The sequence below is a fragment of the Kribbella qitaiheensis genome (assembly GCF_042657745.1).
Taxonomy (GTDB): Bacteria; Actinomycetota; Actinomycetes; order Propionibacteriales; family Kribbellaceae; genus Kribbella; species Kribbella qitaiheensis.
Genome location: NZ_JBHSKE010000034.1, coordinates 367865 through 385591, shown reverse-complemented (window position 1 = coordinate 385591; position 17727 = coordinate 367865). Strand labels below are relative to the sequence as shown.

Annotated in this window: 12 protein-coding genes; 5 read left to right on the top strand and 7 right to left on the bottom strand. The window is 68.3% G+C overall.

Annotated features, from left to right (window positions below; all coding sequences use genetic code 11):
* Positions 1-25: 25 nt before the first annotated feature.
* Both argS and ACFPJ1_RS24355 read right to left on the bottom strand, forming a co-directional pair.
* Positions 26-1732 carry an arginine--tRNA ligase gene (argS, locus tag ACFPJ1_RS24360; protein ID WP_380107267.1) on the bottom strand — a complete coding sequence of 569 codons (1707 nt, stop codon included), beginning with the start codon at positions 1730-1732 and terminating at the stop codon, positions 26-28.
* A gap of 162 nt (positions 1733-1894) precedes the next feature.
* Positions 1895-4120: a bifunctional glycosyltransferase/CDP-glycerol:glycerophosphate glycerophosphotransferase gene (locus tag ACFPJ1_RS24355; protein WP_380107266.1), complete on the bottom strand. Its 2226-nt coding sequence runs from the start codon at positions 4118-4120 to the stop codon at positions 1895-1897.
* Positions 4121-4186: 66 nt separating this feature from the next.
* On the opposite strand from ACFPJ1_RS24355, the gene ACFPJ1_RS24350 reads away from it, so the two are divergent.
* Positions 4187-4978: a Fic family protein gene (locus tag ACFPJ1_RS24350; protein WP_380107265.1), complete on the top strand. Its 792-nt coding sequence runs from the start codon at positions 4187-4189 to the stop codon at positions 4976-4978.
* A gap of 340 nt (positions 4979-5318) precedes the next feature.
* Here ACFPJ1_RS24350 and ACFPJ1_RS24345 read toward each other — a convergent pair whose 3' ends face one another.
* A complete protein-coding gene (locus ACFPJ1_RS24345) occupies positions 5319-6149 on the bottom strand; it encodes an HAD family hydrolase (RefSeq protein WP_380107264.1) in 831 nt (276 codons plus the stop codon).
* Positions 6150-6637: 488 nt separating this feature from the next.
* Between ACFPJ1_RS24345 and ACFPJ1_RS24340 the strand changes: the two genes are divergently transcribed.
* Positions 6638-8353 (top strand): chitinase, encoded by a 1716-nt coding sequence (locus ACFPJ1_RS24340; RefSeq protein ID WP_380107262.1) that lies wholly within the window; start codon positions 6638-6640, stop codon positions 8351-8353.
* Positions 8354-8367: 14 nt separating this feature from the next.
* Positions 8368-9294: a helix-turn-helix transcriptional regulator gene (locus ACFPJ1_RS24335; protein WP_380107261.1), complete on the top strand. Its 927-nt coding sequence runs from the start codon at positions 8368-8370 to the stop codon at positions 9292-9294.
* A gap of 17 nt (positions 9295-9311) precedes the next feature.
* Here the strand turns inward: ACFPJ1_RS24335 and ACFPJ1_RS24330 are convergent, their stop codons facing one another.
* Positions 9312-10229 carry an alpha/beta fold hydrolase gene (locus ACFPJ1_RS24330; protein WP_380107260.1) on the bottom strand — a complete coding sequence of 306 codons (918 nt, stop codon included), beginning with the start codon at positions 10227-10229 and terminating at the stop codon, positions 9312-9314.
* Between the two features lie 230 nt (positions 10230-10459).
* Between ACFPJ1_RS24330 and ACFPJ1_RS24325 the strand changes: the two genes are divergently transcribed.
* A complete protein-coding gene (locus ACFPJ1_RS24325; protein WP_380107259.1) occupies positions 10460-13387 on the top strand; it encodes an AfsR/SARP family transcriptional regulator in 2928 nt (975 codons plus the stop codon).
* On the opposite strand, the gene ACFPJ1_RS24320 is transcribed toward ACFPJ1_RS24325, so the two are convergent.
* Together ACFPJ1_RS24320 and ACFPJ1_RS24315 are read right to left on the bottom strand one after the other, a co-directional pair.
* On the bottom strand, positions 13377-13826 hold the full coding sequence (locus ACFPJ1_RS24320; protein WP_380107258.1) for an aminoacyl-tRNA deacylase: 450 nt from the start codon (positions 13824-13826) through the stop codon (positions 13377-13379). The two genes, ACFPJ1_RS24325 and ACFPJ1_RS24320, sit on opposite strands and share 11 nt — an antisense overlap.
* Complete coding sequence (locus ACFPJ1_RS24315) at positions 13823-15178, bottom strand: MFS transporter (RefSeq protein ID WP_380107256.1); 1356 nt, start codon at positions 15176-15178, stop codon at positions 13823-13825. The genes ACFPJ1_RS24320 and ACFPJ1_RS24315 overlap by 4 nt, the downstream gene beginning before the upstream one ends.
* Before the next feature lie 2 nt (positions 15179-15180).
* Between ACFPJ1_RS24315 and ACFPJ1_RS24310 the strand changes: the two genes are divergently transcribed.
* The gene (locus ACFPJ1_RS24310; RefSeq protein ID WP_380107254.1) at positions 15181-16059 is read left to right on the top strand and encodes a LysR family transcriptional regulator; all 879 of its coding nucleotides are present in this window, start codon (positions 15181-15183) and stop codon (positions 16057-16059) included.
* Between the two features lie 107 nt (positions 16060-16166).
* Here ACFPJ1_RS24310 and ACFPJ1_RS24305 read toward each other — a convergent pair whose 3' ends face one another.
* Positions 16167-17720, bottom strand: a complete 1554-nt coding sequence (locus ACFPJ1_RS24305) for a glycoside hydrolase family 18 protein (protein WP_380107252.1) — start codon at positions 17718-17720, stop codon at positions 16167-16169.
* Positions 17721-17727 lie beyond the last annotated feature (7 nt).

The window sequence follows — 17727 nt, the reverse complement described above, 5'->3', positions numbered from 1 at the left end:
ACCTCCATAGGACACAGAGCTTCGGTCACATGGCGTCGGGTGCCGCGATGCCGAGCAGCCCCAGACCATCCTGCAACACCCGCCGGGTCGCGGCGCACAACGCGATCCGGCTGGTCCGCACCTCACCCGCACTGGTCAGCACCGGACAAGTCTCGTAGAACGCCGACAACGCACTGGCAACCTCGTACAGATACGTGCACAGCCGATGCGGCTGCAACGTCTCAGCCACCTGTACGACGCTGTCGCCGAAGCCGCCCAGGAGCAATGCCAGCCGCTGCTCGGCAGCCTCTTCCAGCACGCTCACGACTCCGGGAGTCTCGTGCGCCTTGGCGAGGATCCGCGTCAGCCGGGCGTGCGCGTACTGCAGGTAGGGCCCGGTGTTGCCGGTCATGGCGACCATCCGGTCCAGGTCGAAGACGTAGTCGTTGATCCGGTCGTTCGAGAGATCCGCGTACTTGATCGCGCCGACCCCGACCGCCTCGGCGACCTCCGCACGGATGGCCTCGCTCATCGGCGCGTCCCGCTCGTCCAGGAGTTTCCGGGCCCGGCTGACGGCGCCCTCGAGCAGCGTAGCCAGCCGGACAGTGTCGCCGTCCCTTGTCTTGAAGGGTTTCCCGTCCTTGCCGAGCACGGTTCCGAACGCCACGTGTTCGGCCGGAGTTGTCTCCGGCAACCATCCGGCCGCCCGGCAGAGGGCGAAGATCTGCTGGAAGTGCAGGCCCTGCCGATGATCGACCACGTAGATGATCCGGTCGGCGTGCAGGTCGGCGACCCGGTGCCGCACGGCCGCGAGATCCGTCGCGCTGTAACCGAAGCCGCCGTCGGACTTCTGCACGATGACCGGCAGCGGAGACCCGTCCCGGCCGGTGAATCCCGGCAGGAAGGCGCACTGTGCTCCACCGGACTCCGTCAACAGCCCGGCGGCCGCGAGATCGGCCACGATCCCTGGCAGTTGGTCGTTGTAGGCACTCTCGCCGACCACGTCGGCCCGGGTCAGCGGTGAGCCGAGCTTGGCGTAGATCCGGTCGAACTCGATCAGGGAGACCTCGACCATCTGCCGCCAGATCTCCAGCGTGAGCGGATCGCCGGACTGCAGCAGCACCACCCGGGCCCGGGACCGGTCCGCGAAGTTGCTGTCGGCATCGAAGTGCTTCCGGCCCCGTTGGTAGAGCAGTTGCAGCCCCGCGATGTCGAGGGACTCCACCACCAGACCCTCGAACAGGACCTGCTCGACCAGCATGCCGAACTGGGTGCCCCAGTCGCCGACGTGGTTCTGTCGGATCACCTCGTCCCCGACGTACCGCAGTACGTAGCACAGGGCGTCGCCGATGACGGTCGACCGCAGATGGCCGACGTGCATCTGTTTGGCCACGTTGGGCTGCGAGTAGTCGACGACCACCCGCTTGCCGCTCGGCGGGAACTGCTCGGGCTCATTGACGCCGGCAGCGAGCACGGCAGGCAGCAGTGTCAGGTTGACGAACCCCGGCCCGGCGATGGACGGCGTCTCGCAGAGGTCGCCCAAGTCCAGCGCGGCGACGAGTTGCTCGGCGATCGCGCGCGGCGGCCGCCCGAGCGACTTGGCGAGCCGTAGTGCGAGGTTGGTCTGGAAGTGACCGAACTCGGGCTTGGTCGCCGCCCGCAACTCGGGATCGAGCCCGCCGTACTGCGCGCCGAAGGCATCGGCGACAGCGGTGGACAGCCGGGAGGCAAGGACAGGCAGAACAGTGGACATGACGAAGTCCTTAGATCGAAGCACTGGAACAGGGATGAGGTGTTCAGACAGTGCTTCGTCGTCGCAGGCCGAAGCGATCGCGCAAGGCGCTCACGATCACCGGGCTGGTCGACATGCGCCCATTATGCACGACCGGTGGTCTTGCCCGGCAACCGATTCGTTCTACAGCTGATGCGGTGAGGGCGCCGCGTGCCGGTCCGTGAGCGGGACTATCGGCGGCAGGTCGGTCTCGCCCAGGAAGACCCGGCGGACCACGCGTTCGGCCGCGCGCCCGTCGTCGAACTCGCAGAACTTCTCCCGGAACAACTGCCGGTGCTTGGCCGCCTCCGCCTTCGCGAACGCCCCCGTCTGCAGCGCCGCGAACAACTCCTCGGGTGACCTCGCGACCAGCCCCGGCGGGAACTCGGTGATGTCGAAGTACGTGCCGCGGGTGTTGTCGTAGGTGCGCAGATCGTCGACCAGCAGCACGATCGGCCGGTCCAGGTTCGCGTAGTCGAAGCTGATCGAGGAGTAGTCCGAGATCAGGACGTCGGCCGCCAGCATCAGGTCCTCGACCCGCGGGTAGTCGGAGGCGTCGACCACCCGGTCGGACTTCGACGACGGGTGCTTCGACAGTGAGTAGTGCGTCCGGACCAGCACCCGCCCGTGGTCCCCGGCCGCCGCGGCCAGCCGATCCAGGTCCAGGTGGATCCCGTCGCCGCCGAGATCGACCACGCCGGACGGAGTACGGACCGAGTCGACGCCGTCGCGGAAGGTCGGGGCGTACATCACCACCAGGTGGGAGTCGTCGAACCCGAACGACGCGCGGATCGCCCGGACGTCCTCCAGGGTGGCGTTGACCAGCCGGTCGTTGCGCGGGAAGCCGTACTCGAGCTCCTCGAACTGCGCCGGGTAGGTGCGCTCCCAGATCTCCGACGAGTACCGGTTCGAGGACAGGTTGTAGTCCCAGCGGTCGACCTGGCGCATCAGCTCCTCGAGGTCGAGGTCCTTCGCCGCCGCCGGGTAGTGCCGCAGGTCGGTGCCCATCGTCTTCAGCGGCGTGCCGTGCTGCGTCTGGATGTGGATCTGCCCGTCCCGCTTCTCCAGCTCCTTCGGCAGATTCATGTTGCTGATGAAGTACGTCGCCCTCCCCACCAGCTTCTCGTACGCCGGGGAGCCGGCCACGACATACTCCACGCCCTCCGGGATCGCGGCCACGTGGTCGGCGTCGATCACCCAGACCCCGCGGAGCTGTGGGGCGAGCTCGGCCGCCTTCTCGTAGATCGCCCGCGGGTTGCAGGCGTACTGCTTGAACCAGTACGCGCAGTACAGGGCCAGGTTCGGGTCGAGGTCTCCCCGGTGCAGCAGTTTGTCGACGGCCTTGCGGGGACTCGGCACGCTCAGCACCTTGGCACTGAACTTCAGCGTGCAGTACGTCGCGTAGTCGTCGTGCACGAGCTGCCACCGCCGGAAACCCCGTCGGGTCCGGTCGACGACGTACCCCTCGGGCTTCCAGCGCTTGGCGAACGCGGCCGCGGCGTGAAAGAAGTCGGCCCGGTCCTCGGGACCGATCCGCTCGGGCTTGGCGAGCACGGCCAGGATGTGGTCCAGCGACCGGTCGAAGGCGAACCGCCGCCAGCGGGCCAGGTCCGGGTCGGACGTGATGAACGCGTGCACCCGGTCGTACTGGTCGAAGATGTCGAACTGCTGGCGGGTCCGGGTGGCATGGATGTTCCCGCCGGTCCGGTGCTGCCGGTAGTGCACGACGACCCGGTCCAGCGTCGCGATCCGCTCGGCGGTCAGCATCGTGGAATAGGTCCAGGGTGCGTCCTCGTAGAACCCGGCGGTGAAGACGAAGCCGTGCAGCGTGAGGAAGTCCCGCCGGCAGGCCTTGTTCCAGACCACCTCGAGGAAGGTCAGGAACACCGGCCGCTCCGCCGCGGTGAAGACGCCCTCACCCTCCCGGGCGAACGCGTCGTGCCGCCGGTTGCGGACCACCTTGCCGTCCCAGAAGATCCGCTCGTAGTCGAACATCACGATGTCGGGCCGGCCGGTCGCCTCGATCCGGGCGGCGATCGCCTCCAGCGAACCGGGCAGGTAGAGGTCGTCGGCGTCCAGGAAGAGCACGTAGTCGCCGCGGCACTCCTTGAGCCCGGCGTTCCGGGCCGGCCCGAGGCCGACGTTCTCGGTCAGGTGCAGCACTCGCACCCGGGGATCGGCCGCGGCGTACTCGTCCAGGATCCGGCCGCAGCCGTCCGGACTGGCGTCGTCCACCCCGATGATCTCGAAGTCGGTGAACGACTGACCCAGTACCGAGTCCAGGCACGGTCGCAGCCAGGCCCGTGAGTTGTGACACGGGACCACGATGCTGAACGTCGGGACCCCGGCGGAGTCGGTGCTGGCGGCCATGAGAATGCATCCTAGGGCTCAGCTCCAGCGCCTAGCGCCCCGTCCGCGGACACTAGGCTGCCGATCATGAGCCAAACGCCTCCCGACGTCTTCGAACCACTGGCCAGTCTCGAGGGGGTCGGATCGGCGGCCCGGGCTGCCCGGGACGCGATCGACGTGCTGCTCCGCGACCGCGGCCTGAGGAAAGTCGGCTCCGACATTACCGCCGAGGCCCTGCTCCGTGGCGCCCACGCTTCCGCCGCCCTGGCCGGCAGCCCGGCGACGCTCGAGGAGGTACGACGCGGTGCCGCGGACCCGCGGGCGATCGGCGCGGTCCGGATGACGAGTGAACTGATGAGCCTGGCGCCGCAGGTGGACACGGCACCAGTACAGGTCTGGACCAGACTGCACCAGTTGGCGGCGGTCGAACTCGGTACGCCGGACCAGTTGGGCCACTTGCGGACCAGTCGCGAACCGCTGCCCGATGACATCGCGGGACTACCCCCGGCGCCGCCGGCGGACGAGATGTGGGAGCGCCTGAGCGGTCTGGCCCGAGCCCTGACACAGCCGACGAAGGCGCCGGGCATCGTGGTCGCCGCCATCGTGCACGCGGAGCTCGCCGTACTGCGGCCGTTCCCGGTGGCGAACGGATTGGTCGCCCGTGCGGCGGAACACGTTCTTTTGGTTGCCAGAGGCATCGATCCGGTCGCGGTCACGGTGCCGGAGGTGGGCCACTTCGAACTGGCCGGTAGTTATCCGCAGGGCCTGCGGGACTACGCGGGGCGCGGCCTGGTCGGCGTCCGGGACTGGCTACTGCGCAGTTGTGAAGTGGTCGCGCTGGGAGCGGAACGTTCACCGCTCAACATCTCCACCCGGTGATGCAAACGACTAACGCAGCAACGGGAATCCGGTGGTAGTCCGCAACGCTCGGTCACTGTCCCGGACAACCCCTGGGCACATGCGACGGCGCCCTCTGAACGAGAGCGCCGTTGCTCGCACGTCACCCGGGTTACCAGGCGTGCACCTGTCTGCCGCCTCAGGACCAGGCCTGAGGTCACGCTGCCCGTTTGGGATGGGCTGGTCGCCGCGTGGGTACCCTGGATTCCGTGCAATCTCTACGGGACCCGAAGGTCCTTTGTGGTTCCTTTGTACTCCCCTAAGCCCTTCAGGGGAAGGGTTTGCGCGACGTTTCACGAAGCTGTGAAGAACGGAGGCGGCCTCAGTTTTCGTCCTGTCGCGCGCGCCGGCGGGCGGCGTACAGGAGCACTCCGGCGGCGGCCAGTCCGGCGCCGAGAGCGGTCGCCGCGACGGCCGGCCGGCGGACCTCGTGGAAGCGGGTGCGCTCGGCCAGCGCCACTGGTCTGGTGAAGTCGAGTACCGGCCAGTCGCGCGAGATCGCCAGCCGGCGCAACGCGCGATCGGGGTTCACGGCGAACGGATGGCCGACCGCGGCCAGCATCGGCTCGTCGGTGATCGAGTCGGAGTAGGCGTAGGAACCCTTCAGGTCATAGCCTTCCGCGGCCGCCAGTGCGGTGATCGCGGTCGCCTTGTGCGGGCCGTAGGCGTACTGCTCGATCTCGCCGGTGTACTTGCCGTCGGCAACTACCATCCGGGTGGCGATCACCTTGTCGGCGCCGAGCATCTCGCCGATCGGCTCGACCACCTCGGAGCCGGACGAGGAGACGATCACCACGTCCCGGCCGGCCGCGTGGTGCTGCTCGATCAGCGTCACCGCCTCGTCGTAGATCATCGGCTCGACGATGTGGTGCAGGGTGTCGGCGACGATCGCGCGGACCGTCTGCACGTCCCAACCTGTGCACATAGCGGACAGGTACTCCCGCATCCGCTCCATCTGGTCGTGGTCCGCGCCGCCGAGCAGGTAGACGAACTGGGCGTAGGCGCTGCGCAGCACGGTCCGCCGGTTGATCAGCCCGCCGGCGTAGAACGGCCGGGAGAAGGCGAGGGTGCTGGATCGCGCGATGACGGTCTTGTCCAGGTCGAAGAAGGCGGCCGCGCGCGGCGTCCCCAGGGGCGTCATGACGTCGAGCATAGGTCGGTCGGCGAAACGCCGAGGGCCCCGGCCTTTCGTGTGGCCTGGTCTCCCGTTAGACTGTTGAGCAGTGTGACAGTGACACTGGCCGAAAGCCCCTTCACCGGGGTCTAGGAGCATGGCCGTCAGGCACTCAGTTTGCGATTAAATTGAGATGTGTGACTTCCGGCATCGGGGGGTAGATACCTCTCGACAGTGCAGACTGTCGCCTCCTGATCGGCCCCCGGCTCCTCCCCCCGAGCCCGTGGCCGAAGACGGCCCCCGGTCACCCCCCCGCCGGGGGCCGTCGCCTTTCCTCCTTCAGGTCGCGACTCCTCTAGGTCCTGCCCGTCTTCGGGCACGCCTGCGCTTCTTCCGCCGTTCTGCGGCTTCCATCAGCTCCTCGAACGTCAGATTGCTGTGCATTTTTCACTTTCCCTGAGCGTGAGAGCGTTCCCACTTTATGTAGGGTCTTGACAATGTAGTCGCACGGTCACACTTTGTGTCTCATGAACCCGCGAATCCACCGCCCCCACTCCGCGGTCATCCCCGTCCTGCTCGCGTTCGTCCTCGCCCTCGCGGCCGTGGTGCTGGTGCCCGGCGCCGGCTCGGCGGCGACCAACCTCGTCTCCAACGGCACCTTCGAGACCGGCTCGCTGGCCGGCTGGTCCTGTTCGGCCGGGTCCGGAGCCGCCGTCAGTGGTTCGGCTCACACCGGGACCTACGCGCTGCAGGGCAGCCCCACCTCCGGTGACAACGCCCGCTGCAGCCAGGCCGTCTCGGTCCGCCCCAGCTCGACGTACACGCTGTCGGCCTGGGTGAAAGGCTCGAACGTCTACCTCGGCGCCGATGGGGGGACGAGCACCTGGACCTCGAGCACCGGCTGGGCCCAGCTGACCACCACGTTCACCACGAGTGCCTCGGCCAGCACCGTGACGATCTACCTGCACGGCTGGTACGGGCTCCCGGCGTACCAGGCGGACGACGTAGTACTGGACGGGCCGGGCGGGACCGGGCCGCCGCCGGACACCACGGCGCCGACGACGCCTGGCGGTCTCACCGTGGGTGGCCCGACCTCCAGCTCGCTGCAGCTCAACTGGTCGGCCGCCTCGGATGCGAACGGCGTCGCGCGGTACGACGTGGTCCGCGGCTCCGACGTCCCGCAGAACGTCGGCAACGTGACCAGCTGGACCGCGACCGGCCTCAGCCCGAGTACGACGTACAGCTTCAAGGTGCGGGCCTGCGACGCGGCCGGCAACTGCTCCCCGTACGGCGCGACGGTGTCCGGCACCACCTCCAGCGGCCCGACCACTCCGCCGCCGGGCAACCTGCCGAAGCACATCCTGACCGGCTACTGGCAGAACTTCGACAACGGCGCGACGGTCCAGCGGATCCGGGACGTGCAGGCCAACTACGACCTGATCGCGGTCGCCTTCGCCGATGCCGACCCGAGCCGTCAGGGCGCGATCACCTTCACCCTCGACCCGACCCTGTCGAGCCGGCTGGGTGGTTACACCGCCGCCGACTTCAAGGCCGACATCGCGGCCAAGAAGGCGGCCGGCAAGAAGGTCATCCTGTCCGTCGGCGGCCAGAACGGCACGATCAGCGTCGCCAACGCGACCGCCGCCGCCAACTTCGCGAGCAGTGCCCTGTCGGTACTGCGTGAGTACGGCTTCGACGGGATCGACATCGACCTGGAGAACGGCGTCAACACGCAGTACATGGGTCGGGCGTTGCAGAGCCTGCGGAGCAGCTTCGGCAGCGGTCTGGTGATCGCGATGGCACCGCAGACGATCGACATGCAGAGCCCGTCGTTCGAGTACTTCAAGCTGGCGCTGGCGATCAAGGACATCCTGACCGTGGTCAACGTGCAGTACTACAACTCCGGCTCGATGAACGGCTGCAACGGGCAGGTGTACTCCCAGGGCACCGTCGACTTCATCACCGCGCAGGCCTGCATCATGCTGCAGGGCGGGCTCCGGCCGGACCAGGTCGGCCTCGGTCTGCCGGCCTCCAGCCGTGGCGCCGGGAGCGGCTACGTGTCGCCGACGATCGTCAACAACGCGCTGGACTGCCTCACCAAGGGCACCAACTGCGGCAGCTTCAAGCCGAGCACCACTTGGCCGACGCTGCGCGGCGCAATGACCTGGTCCACCAACTGGGACGCCCTGAACGGGAACCAGTTCTCCAATCAGGTCGGCTCCCACGTGCACTCCTTGCCCTGATCGCGACTCGGGTCGTGCACAACTACCGCCCTGCTCCGGTGCTGGAAGCACTCGGTGTCTGCTCGGAGGACGAGCAGCTCTACCGGGTGCTTCTGGCCCGGCCAGAAGCCACTGCGACCGACCTGGTCGCGGACATGGGCTGGGCCACCGCACGGGTGACCCGGCATCTGAGATCACTCCTGTCGCTGGGCCTGGCCTCCCGTACTCCGGGGCGCCCGGCCCGGTACACCCCGGCGGTCCCCGAGGCCGCCGTGGAACTCCTGGCGCTGCGCAAGCAGGAGGCGATCGTCCAGGCCCGGATGAACGCCGCCGTCCTCACTGAGGAATTCCGCTCCAAGCGGGAGGCCGGGCCGTTCACCGTGATCCGCGGGCAGCAGGCGATGGCGCAGCGGTTCTACCAGGCTCAGCAGACCGCGCAGAGCGAAGTACTGGTGCTCGACAAGTCGCCGTTCGTGGTGCTGCCGATCAAACCGCGCCGGGCCTGTGGCGTGACCTATCGGACGATCTACGACATGGCTTCACTCGTGGAGCCGGTGGAGCTCGCAGCAGCCCGTACTGCGGGTCCTAGCTGCCGGATGCTCGGTGGCGTGCCGTTGAAGCTGGTAGTCGCGGATCGGCGTACCGGGTTGGTGCAGACCGGGCAGGAGTTGGTCGAGATCGGGCCGTCGAGCCTGCTGGACGCGCTGCTGCGGTTGTTCGAGCTGTTGTGGCAGCAGGCGATCTCGCTGTCGCCCTCGTCGTCCGAAGGACCGTTGAGCTTCGAGGACCAGCAGTTGCTGGCGCTGGCGGCTGTGGGGTTGACCGACCAGGCGATCGCCCGCCGGCTCGGAGTCGCACAGCGGACGGTCGAGCGACGAATGCAACGAATCCTGAAGGCCCTCGATGCCACCACCCGCTTCCAGGCCGGCCTGCGGGCGGGACAGCGAGGGCTCCTCGTCTAGCGTCGTGAGTACTTGGGTCAGCGCTGGACCAAGGCAGTCACGAGCCGGTCAGGCATCGAGGCGAAGGGCGAGTGGCTGGACGGCAGGCTGCGGACCACGAACTTGTTCCGGGGCGTCGCGGTGTCGGCTTCGCGAATCATCCGGTCTTGCAACGCCAACGGGACGGTGTGGTCCTCGGTGGTCCGGATGAACATGCGCGGGACATTGCCCCAGCGCTGCACGGTGCCCCGGGCGTCCTCGATCCCCACCCGCACAGGGAGATCCGGGTTGAAGGCGACGGCGAACTTGAGGTAGTCCTCGGTGGTCAGGTCGTTGTACAACGCCTGCCGGCCGCGTTCGAGGTACTCCGGATCGCCGTTGCGCGGGTTGATCCGCACCGCGCCGGTGGCAACGGGATCGGCGACGACGATCCCGCCCGAGATCGAGGTCTGGTTCTCCGGGAGCTGGCTGTAGTCGTTGGCAGAGGCGAGGTCCACCGGCACATAGGCAGCGACGTACACCAGCCGCCGCAGCAGGTGGGGGACGGCCTCGGCCACCCGGGTGATCGTGAGGCCGCCCATGCTGTGACCGACCAGGGTGACCTTGCCGTGTTCCGCCATCTGTTCGACCTGGGCGGTGACGGCGTTGGCGTAGTCCGCGAGGCCGATGTTCGCGACCGGCGACGGTTCGGTCGCGAACGCGGCGAAGTCGTTGCGGAGGTAGGACTGCGGATACGCCGCGTTGAGCCCGCTGCCGGGAAGGTCGATGGCGAAGGCCTGGTGCCCCATCGCCACCAGGCGTTCGGCGACTTCGTTCCAGTGCGTCGAGGAATGCCAGGCCCCGTGCACGAAAATGAAGCTCTGTTTGTCGTCGGTAGTTGCTGCGGCCTGGGTGGCCGTGCCTGCGGCGCCCGCGAGCGCCACGCCCGTACCGGCGATGAAGGTTCGTCTGTTCATGGTCTTCGTCCGTTCTTTCGGTAGCTGTGAATCAGCGGTGAAAACTGCGAGGGATCTCGGAACTCCCAGTTGGCGGCTCGATCGTCGACGGTGAGCGCTTTCGACCGCAGGTTGCGCGGGGGCTCTGCCACCGGACTCCCGCCGCGGGGCCGAGCGCTGCCGCGGCGCTGCCATGGCGCTGCCGCACGCGGGATTGACGAGGCGGCGTGTCCGTAGCAGCGTGAAATGCCGTGAGGGTGAAGCTGCTCGGGCCGATCCAGGTCGAGGACGCCGACGGGACGGCCGTTGCGGTCGCCGGGACCAAGCAGCGTGCCGTGCTCGCCATCCTGGCGCTGAACGCCGCCCGGCCGGTGCCGGTCGAAACGCTGGTTGATGCGGTCTGGGGTTCGGAGTCGGCCTTGGACGCGCGCAACACGCTGCAGCACCAGGTGTCACGCCTGCGCAAGGCACTCGGCCGGGAGGCGGTCACGAGTCAGGGCCCGACCTACGTGCTGAACATCTCGCCGGAGGACGTCGACGCCGTCCGGTTCGAACGCCTCGCTACCGAGGGTCGAGCTGAGCTGCGGCTGGGTGACATCCGCGCTGCCTCCGCAGTACTCCGACGGGCGGAACAACTGTGGCGTGGTCCAGCTCTGGAGGAGTTCGACCGAGACTGGGCGCGCGCCGATGCGGTCCGGCTCGAACAGCTGCGGCTGGACGTGCTCGAGGACCGGGTCGATGCCGATCTACGACTCGGCCACCACCGCGAGGTTGTCGGCGAGCTCGAGTCGTCGGTACGGGAGCATCCCTATCGGGAGAGGCTCTGGGCGCACCTGATGGTGGCGCTCTATCGCTGCGGGCGGCAGGCCGATGCGCTCGCGGCCTTCCAGCAGGCCAGGGCGCTGCTGGCCGAGGAACTGGGTATCGAGCCTGGACCTGAGTTGCGTGAACTGGAGGCAGCGGTGCTGCGGCACGACCCCGAGCTGAACTGGTCGCCGGTCGACGGCTCACCGGCCCTAGCCACGCCGGTCGTCCAGGGGAGACTGCCGATCCCGCTCACGAGCTTCGTCGGACGAGAAACCCAGCTGACCCAGGTACGGCGGGCGGTCGGCGAGCACCGGCTGGTCACGCTCACCGGTGCTGCCGGCTCCGGCAAGACGCGCCTCGCGATCGAGGCCGCGTCCGCCCTTCGCGACGACTTCGCCGACGGCGCGTGGATGGTCGAGCTGGAACCGCTCGCCGATGCAGCTGCCGTACCGCAGGCCATCGCCTCCGCACTCGCGGGCGGTACCGCCGGCCGGCTGTCGGCCAGCGCGGATGAAGGGCCCGCTTCGGCCGGTGCCGGCCTCCTCGAGTACCTGCGACCCCGCCAACTGCTGCTTGTCGTGGACAACTGTGAGCATCTGCTGTCGAGCGTCACCGAGTGGGCGCAACTGGTGCTGTCGGCATGCCCACGGCTCCACCTCCTGGCCACCAGCCGCGAACCGCTCGGCATCGTGGGCGAGATTCACTGGCTCGTGCCGCCGCTCACCGTTCCCGCTGCGGACGTCGACGACCCCGCGACGCTGGCCGCAACGGAATCCGTCCGACTGTTCGAGGACCGGGCTCGGCGGGTGAGCGCCTTCGAGCTCACTGCCGACAACACGGCGACGGTCGCCGATCTGTGTCGTCACCTCGACGGGCTTCCTCTCGCCATCGAGCTGGCCGCCGCCCGGACCAAGGCGCTACCGGTGACTTACATCGCCACGGAGCTCAGCAACCGCTTCACACTGCTCGTGTCCCCCGGCCGGACGTCTCTGGCGCGTCACCACTCGCTCCGGGCGACGATCGATTGGAGCTACGACCTGCTGGACGAGCGGGAGCGAACACTCTTCGATCTCCTCTCCGTCTTCGAGGGTGGTTGCTCGATCGAGGCCGCCATGGCGCTCGCTCGCGTCGGCGGCATCGATCCGGCCGGCACCCTGGATCTCCTCAGCCTGCTCGTCGACAAGTCACTTGTCGTTCCGCAGGGGGCCGGGCAGCTGAGTGGGCGCTACGACATGCTCGAGACAGTCCGCTTCTACGGCCGCGAACAGCTTCAGGTGGCCGGTCTTCTGACGGAGGCTCGCCGGGCGCATCGCAACTACTTCGTCGCGCTGGCCGAGGACGCCGAGGCCGGGCTGATGTCGAAGGACTACCGGACGTGGCAGATCCGGCTGGAGTCGGAGTTCGGCAACCTCCAGGCTGCGCACCAAAGTGCTATCTCGAGCGGGGCATTCGAGGACTCACTGCGGATCGCTGGCGCTCTGTGGTGGTTCTGGTCGGGCAGCGACCGTCATACGGTCGGACGTGAGTGGATCGACGCCGCGCTTCGCGGATCGACTGGTCACGTGCGGCCCTCGCTGCGCGCCCGGGCGTTGACCGTGGTCTGCTACCTGGCCGGCCAACAGTTCGATCTGGAGAACGCCGTCGCCGCGGGCGAGCAGGCGCTCGCGCTCACCACGGAGTCAATGGATGCATGGAGCACTGCGTGGTCCAAGCAGTCGATCGGGCTGACGTTGGAGGTCGCAGGCGATCATCAGCGCGCCACCGTTCTGCTTGCCGAAGCGAGGGCGGTGATGGATGCGAAGGGCGATCACTGGTACGTCGCCGCGAACGACCTGGTCACCTGTGTTCGCGCGCTCCGCACGGGCGATCTGGACGAGCTGGACAAGGCGAGTCACGAAGTACTCAGCCGGGCGGCATTGATCGGCTATGAGCCGTTTCGCTGCTGGGCGTACCTGTTGTGCAGCCGGGTCGCAGAGCTCAGAGGCGATGTCGCGACCGCTCGCGCGGAGGCCGAACGAGCCGTCCTCACAGCCCGTCACACGCAGCTCAACCACTACGTCGCGTTCGCCTTGGTCCAGCTTGGCCGGACCGCTCTGCTCGACGGCGATCAGGCAGCGGCGGAGGGCGCCTGCCGCGAAGCGATCATGGCCGCCGAGGCGGGCGGAGCCGGCTGGTTCGCGGCACTGGCGCGAGTGGGTCTCGCGGGCGCGCTGCGCTCGAAGGTGGACCACCAGGGGGCAGCCAGTCTGCTGCACGAGGTGGTCGCCTGGGGTGAGCGCGCCACCACAGGCGGACGGCAGTTCTTCTTCCTGGCGCTCGGCGGCGACCCGCGGGTACTGGCAGCCGAGGCGCTCGAGAACCTTACTCGGTGACGTCCGCGACTGTGGCGTTGAGGGCCTTGGTCAGGGACTGGGCGTCCACGGTCATGCCGACGCCGTGGTCGCCGCCGCCGATCGAGATGGTTCCGGTGATCCGCTCGTCGGCGATCACCGGCCAGGCGTTGGTGCTGCCGAGCGGGGTGATCGTGCCGCGGACGTAGCCGGTCACGTCGAGGGCGGTGTTGGCGTCGGGCATCGAGATGCGGTTGACGCCCAGCAGCGTGCGGAGCTTCGGCCAGGCGATCTCACGGTCGCCGGGGACGAGGACGAACCGGTAGTCGTCGTCGGAGAGCCGCACGACGATGGTCTTGATCAGCTTGGCCGGTTCGATCCCGCGGGCGGCCGCCGCCTCCTCGAGCGAGTTCACCCGGCCGTGCTTGGTGACCTCGTAGGCCAGGCCGAGTGCGTCCGCTGCTTCGGTTGCTTTCGTCACCCGGCCAGTTTCGCACTCGGCTGGGAAGACGCGCTCGGTCGGGAAGTTGCCCCCTGCTGGGAGGGGTTGTCGACTGCTCGGCTCGGAACCCGGCGCAGCAGGAAAGCCAGAACCAGGGTGACCAGGAGAAGGGCACCCGCCTCTGCGGCGACGCCCGGCCAGGCGGCGTGCGTCCACGCAGTACCGGCGAGGCCGCCGAAGACCGAGGAGCCGAGGTAGTAGGCGAATAGGTAGAGGCTCGCGGCTTGGCCGGTACCTCCGCCACCCGCGTGGGCGCGCGCCGCGACCCAACCGCTCGCAACGCCGTGGACCGCGAAGAAGCCGGCTGTCATCACCGCCAGGCCGAGGATCACGATGGGCAACGGCTCGGCGAGAGTGATCGCGACCCCTGCCAGCGTCACCAGGCATCCGATCGGCACGACCGCGCGGCGGCCGAAGTTGTCGGCCAGCCGACCCGCCGTCGCCGAGGACGCCGACCCCACTAGATAGACAGCGAAGACGAGCCCTGCCAACCCGGGCCCCAGCCCGTACGGCGCTCCCGCTAGTCGGAAGCCGGTCGCGTTGTAGATGGCGACGAACGCTCCCATGGCTGTGGCGGCTATGCCGTAGAGGGCGAGCAGTGCGGGGTCTTTGAGGACTCTGATGGTCTGCCGGTTCGGTGTTGCCCGGGTGAAGTTCCGGGATTCCGGCAGAAGGAAGACCACGAGTACTGCGCAGGTCACGCCGAGCAGGGCGATACCACCGAGCGCGGCACGCCAGCCGCCGAGGTCAGCGAGCCCGCCGGCCACGAGGCGACCGGTCATACCGCCCACTGCCGTTCCGGCGATGTAGAGGCCGCTCGCTCGGGCGTGGCTGTCGGCGTGGACCTCTTCCCGGAGATAGGCCATGGCCACAGCCGGCAACCCGGCCAGTGCGATCCCCTGGACACCTCGCAGTGCCAGAAGGGTCGTCCAGTTGGGAGCAACGGTGCAGAGCACGGCAATGGCTGCTGCTACTGCCACGGACCAGCGCATCAGCTTGGTGCGGCCGAGGACCTCTGAGACAGGGCCGGCGACGAGCAATGCCAGTCCCAGGCCGAGTGTGGCCAGGGAGACGCTGAAAGCGCTCTGGCTGGGAGAGACCCGGAAGACGCGGGCCAACTCGGGCAGGAGTGGCTGGGTGCTGTAGAGCATGGCGAAGGTCGCCAGGCCCGCGGCGAACAGTGCCACTGAGAGTCTGCGGTAGCCGGCCTCACCTGGGCGGTAGCCGGTCTGCACGGCTGTCGCCTCCGGCAGTGTCTGCATGCGTCCGACGGTGCCAGATGTCCTGACATACGTAAAATGTCGGGATCGGCGGTGATCGATACGATTCACGTATGCATGTCGAAGACCTGCGATGGTTCGTGGTGCTTGCGGAAACCGAGCACCTGACGGATGCGGCCGCCACGCTCGGGACCAGCCAGCCGACGTTGTCGCGAGCGCTCCGCCGGGTCGAGGATGCCTTCGGCGCCCGGCTGTTCGAGCGTGAGCACCGAGGGCTGCGGCTCAATCCCTACGGCCGGGTCGTGCTCGAGGCGGCTCGGTCGAGCACGGCGGCGTTCGATACCGCCCGTCAGCGGATCGACGCTCTGCTCGATCCTGACGCCGGGACTGTGCGGCTCGCCTTCCTGCACTCCGTTGCCACCGGGGTGGTGCCCGATCTGCTGAAGGCGTTCCGCTCGACCGCGCCCCGAGTTCGCTTCGCGTTGCGGGAGGAGCCGTCTCACGACATCGTTCGTGACCTGGAGTCAGGGGAAGCTGAGCTCGCCATCACCGGGCCGCGGCCGCCGCGGGACACGTTCGGCTGGCATCTGCTGGAGCGTCAGCGGCTGTGTCTCTATGTTCCGGCCGGCCATCCGTTGGCGGGGATGGAACGCGTCAGCCTATCGGAGGCCGCCGGTGAACCGTTCGTGGCTGTCCGCTCGGACTTCGGGTTTCGCCGCGTCACGGACGACCTGTGCCGGGCTGCCGGCTTCAGTCCACAGGTCGCCTTCGAGTCGACCGACCTCACGACGATCGATCGCCTGGTCGGGGCCGGTCTCGGCGTCGCCATCCTTCCGGCCGGTGCGGTCCGCAATCCCGACAGCGGCGCGACTCTGGTGAACCTGGAGGGCGTCGACGCACGCCGTGACATCGGCCTCAGTTGGCGGTTGCGAGGAGAGCTCTCCCCGGCAGCCGAACGCTTCCGCTCCTTCGTGCAGGCATTGCCGAGCTGACCACGTCCGGCAGGGCGCGCATCGCAGTACTGGTGGTTCGCGATGGTCGGGTCCGGAGCGGAGGGCGACGGCGGGCGGGGACTCGGGGTCCCCGCCCGCCGTGCCGGTCAGAAGCCGGCGGTGATGCGGGTGAACTCCCAGTCGGGCTGGGCGATACCGCTGCAGTTGGAGACCACGCCGCCACCGGCGCAGCCGCGGTCACGGTTCACCGACCAGAACGCCAGCCGGCCGAGTCCGTTGCTCTTGGCCCAGTTGGTGATGTTCTGCCAGGTCGCCGTGGTGGTCAGCTCCTGCTGGTCGGACAGGCCGTTCATGCCGGAGATGCCCTGGTGGGCGTAGGCCTGCGCGGTGGTCCAGCCGAAGGTTGCTTTCAGCTTGTTGTTCAGGCCCTGGGACGCGCCGACCGTGTCGTTGTAGATGTTGCCGCTGCCGAAGTCGAACGGCATCAGCGTGAAGATGTCGATGTTCGCGCCGAGTGCCGCGGACCGCTCGATCAGCCGGTTGCCGTAGTAGTTCGGGCCGGTGGTCGAGGTGCCGAAGGTGAGGATCGTCTGGATGCCGGAGTTGTTCTGCTTGACGATCTTCAGCGCGTTCAGGATGCGGTCCTGGACGGCCTCGTTCTCGAACTCGTCGGAGTTCTCGATGTCGATGTCGATCGCCTTCAGGTTGTAGGCGTTGATCACCTGCTGGTACGCGCCCGCCAGTGCTTCCGGCGTGCTGCAGTTCGGGCCGAGCTTGTTGCCGCTCCAGCCACCGATCGACGGCACGATGTCGCCGCCGGCCGCGCGGATCGCCGCGATGGCGTTGGCGTCGGCGCTGCCCTGCAGAGGACGTGCCCCGTCCCAGGCCGGGTTGCAGCCGCCGGACGATAGGATGAAGGCCATCGTGAACCACTTGATACCGGTGGCGTTCATCACCGTCGCCGGGTTCGGCGGATCGCCCCAGCCCATGTAGAGGTACGGCGCGGCCCGGCGGGTGCCGACGGGGTCGCCGCCGCCACCTGTCTTGGTAGTGACGGAGATGGAGCCGCTCTTGGCGCCTTCACCCGCACTGTTGGAGCCGCTGACCTGGTAGCTGTACGCCGTGTTCGCGGTCAGCCCGGAGTCCGTGTACGACGTACCGGTCGGGGTGCCCACCTTCGTACCGTTGCGGTAGACGTTGTAGCTGGTGGCTCCACTCGCTGCCGACCAGGAGAGGCTCACGGACGAGGCGGTCGAAGTACCGGTGAGTCCGCTAGGCGCACCGGGCACTGTGCCGCCTCCACCGCCACTGCAGGAGCCGCCGTTCAAGCGGCAGGCGGCGATGCCCGAGAAGTTGCCCGGGTTGCCGTTGAAGCCGAAGGTGACGCTGGCGCCGGGTGCGAGCGGTCCGGCCCAGCTGGGCGGAGTGAAGGTGTGGGTGAGGCCGCTGCTGGTCCGCTGGGCGTCCCAGGAACTGCTGATCGTGTAGCCGGACGGGAAGTCCAGTGCGATCGACCAGGTGCTGAGCGGGCTGGTGGTGCCGTTGGTGACGGTCACCTTGCCCTCGAAGCCGCTACCCCAGTCGGACACCTTGGTGAAGGCAGCGCTCACCGGTGCGGCCTGGGCCGCGGGTGCGATGAGGACGGATGCCACTACTGCTGCGATCGCGGCCAGCGCGACCGTCATGTGCTTGCGTTTCATGTTGCTC

Bases quoted from the DNA above. Each gene is read 5' to 3' on its own strand.
- argS (WP_380107267.1), bottom strand. From the start codon at position 1,732: ATGTCCACTGTTCTGCCTGTCCTTGCCTCCCGGCTGTCCACCGCTGTC.
- ACFPJ1_RS24355 (WP_380107266.1), bottom strand. From the start codon at position 4,120: ATGGCCGCCAGCACCGACTCCGCCGGGGTCCCGACGTTCAGCATCGTG.
- ACFPJ1_RS24350 (WP_380107265.1), top strand. From the start codon at position 4,187: ATGAGCCAAACGCCTCCCGACGTCTTCGAACCACTGGCCAGTCTCGAG.
- ACFPJ1_RS24345 (WP_380107264.1), bottom strand. From the start codon at position 6,149: ATGCTCGACGTCATGACGCCCCTGGGGACGCCGCGCGCGGCCGCCTTC.
- ACFPJ1_RS24340 (WP_380107262.1), top strand. From the start codon at position 6,638: ATGAACCCGCGAATCCACCGCCCCCACTCCGCGGTCATCCCCGTCCTG.
- ACFPJ1_RS24330 (WP_380107260.1), bottom strand. From the start codon at position 10,229: ATGAACAGACGAACCTTCATCGCCGGTACGGGCGTGGCGCTCGCGGGC.
- ACFPJ1_RS24310 (WP_380107254.1), top strand. From the start codon at position 15,181: ATGCATGTCGAAGACCTGCGATGGTTCGTGGTGCTTGCGGAAACCGAG.
- ACFPJ1_RS24305 (WP_380107252.1), bottom strand. From the start codon at position 17,720: ATGAAACGCAAGCACATGACGGTCGCGCTGGCCGCGATCGCAGCAGTA.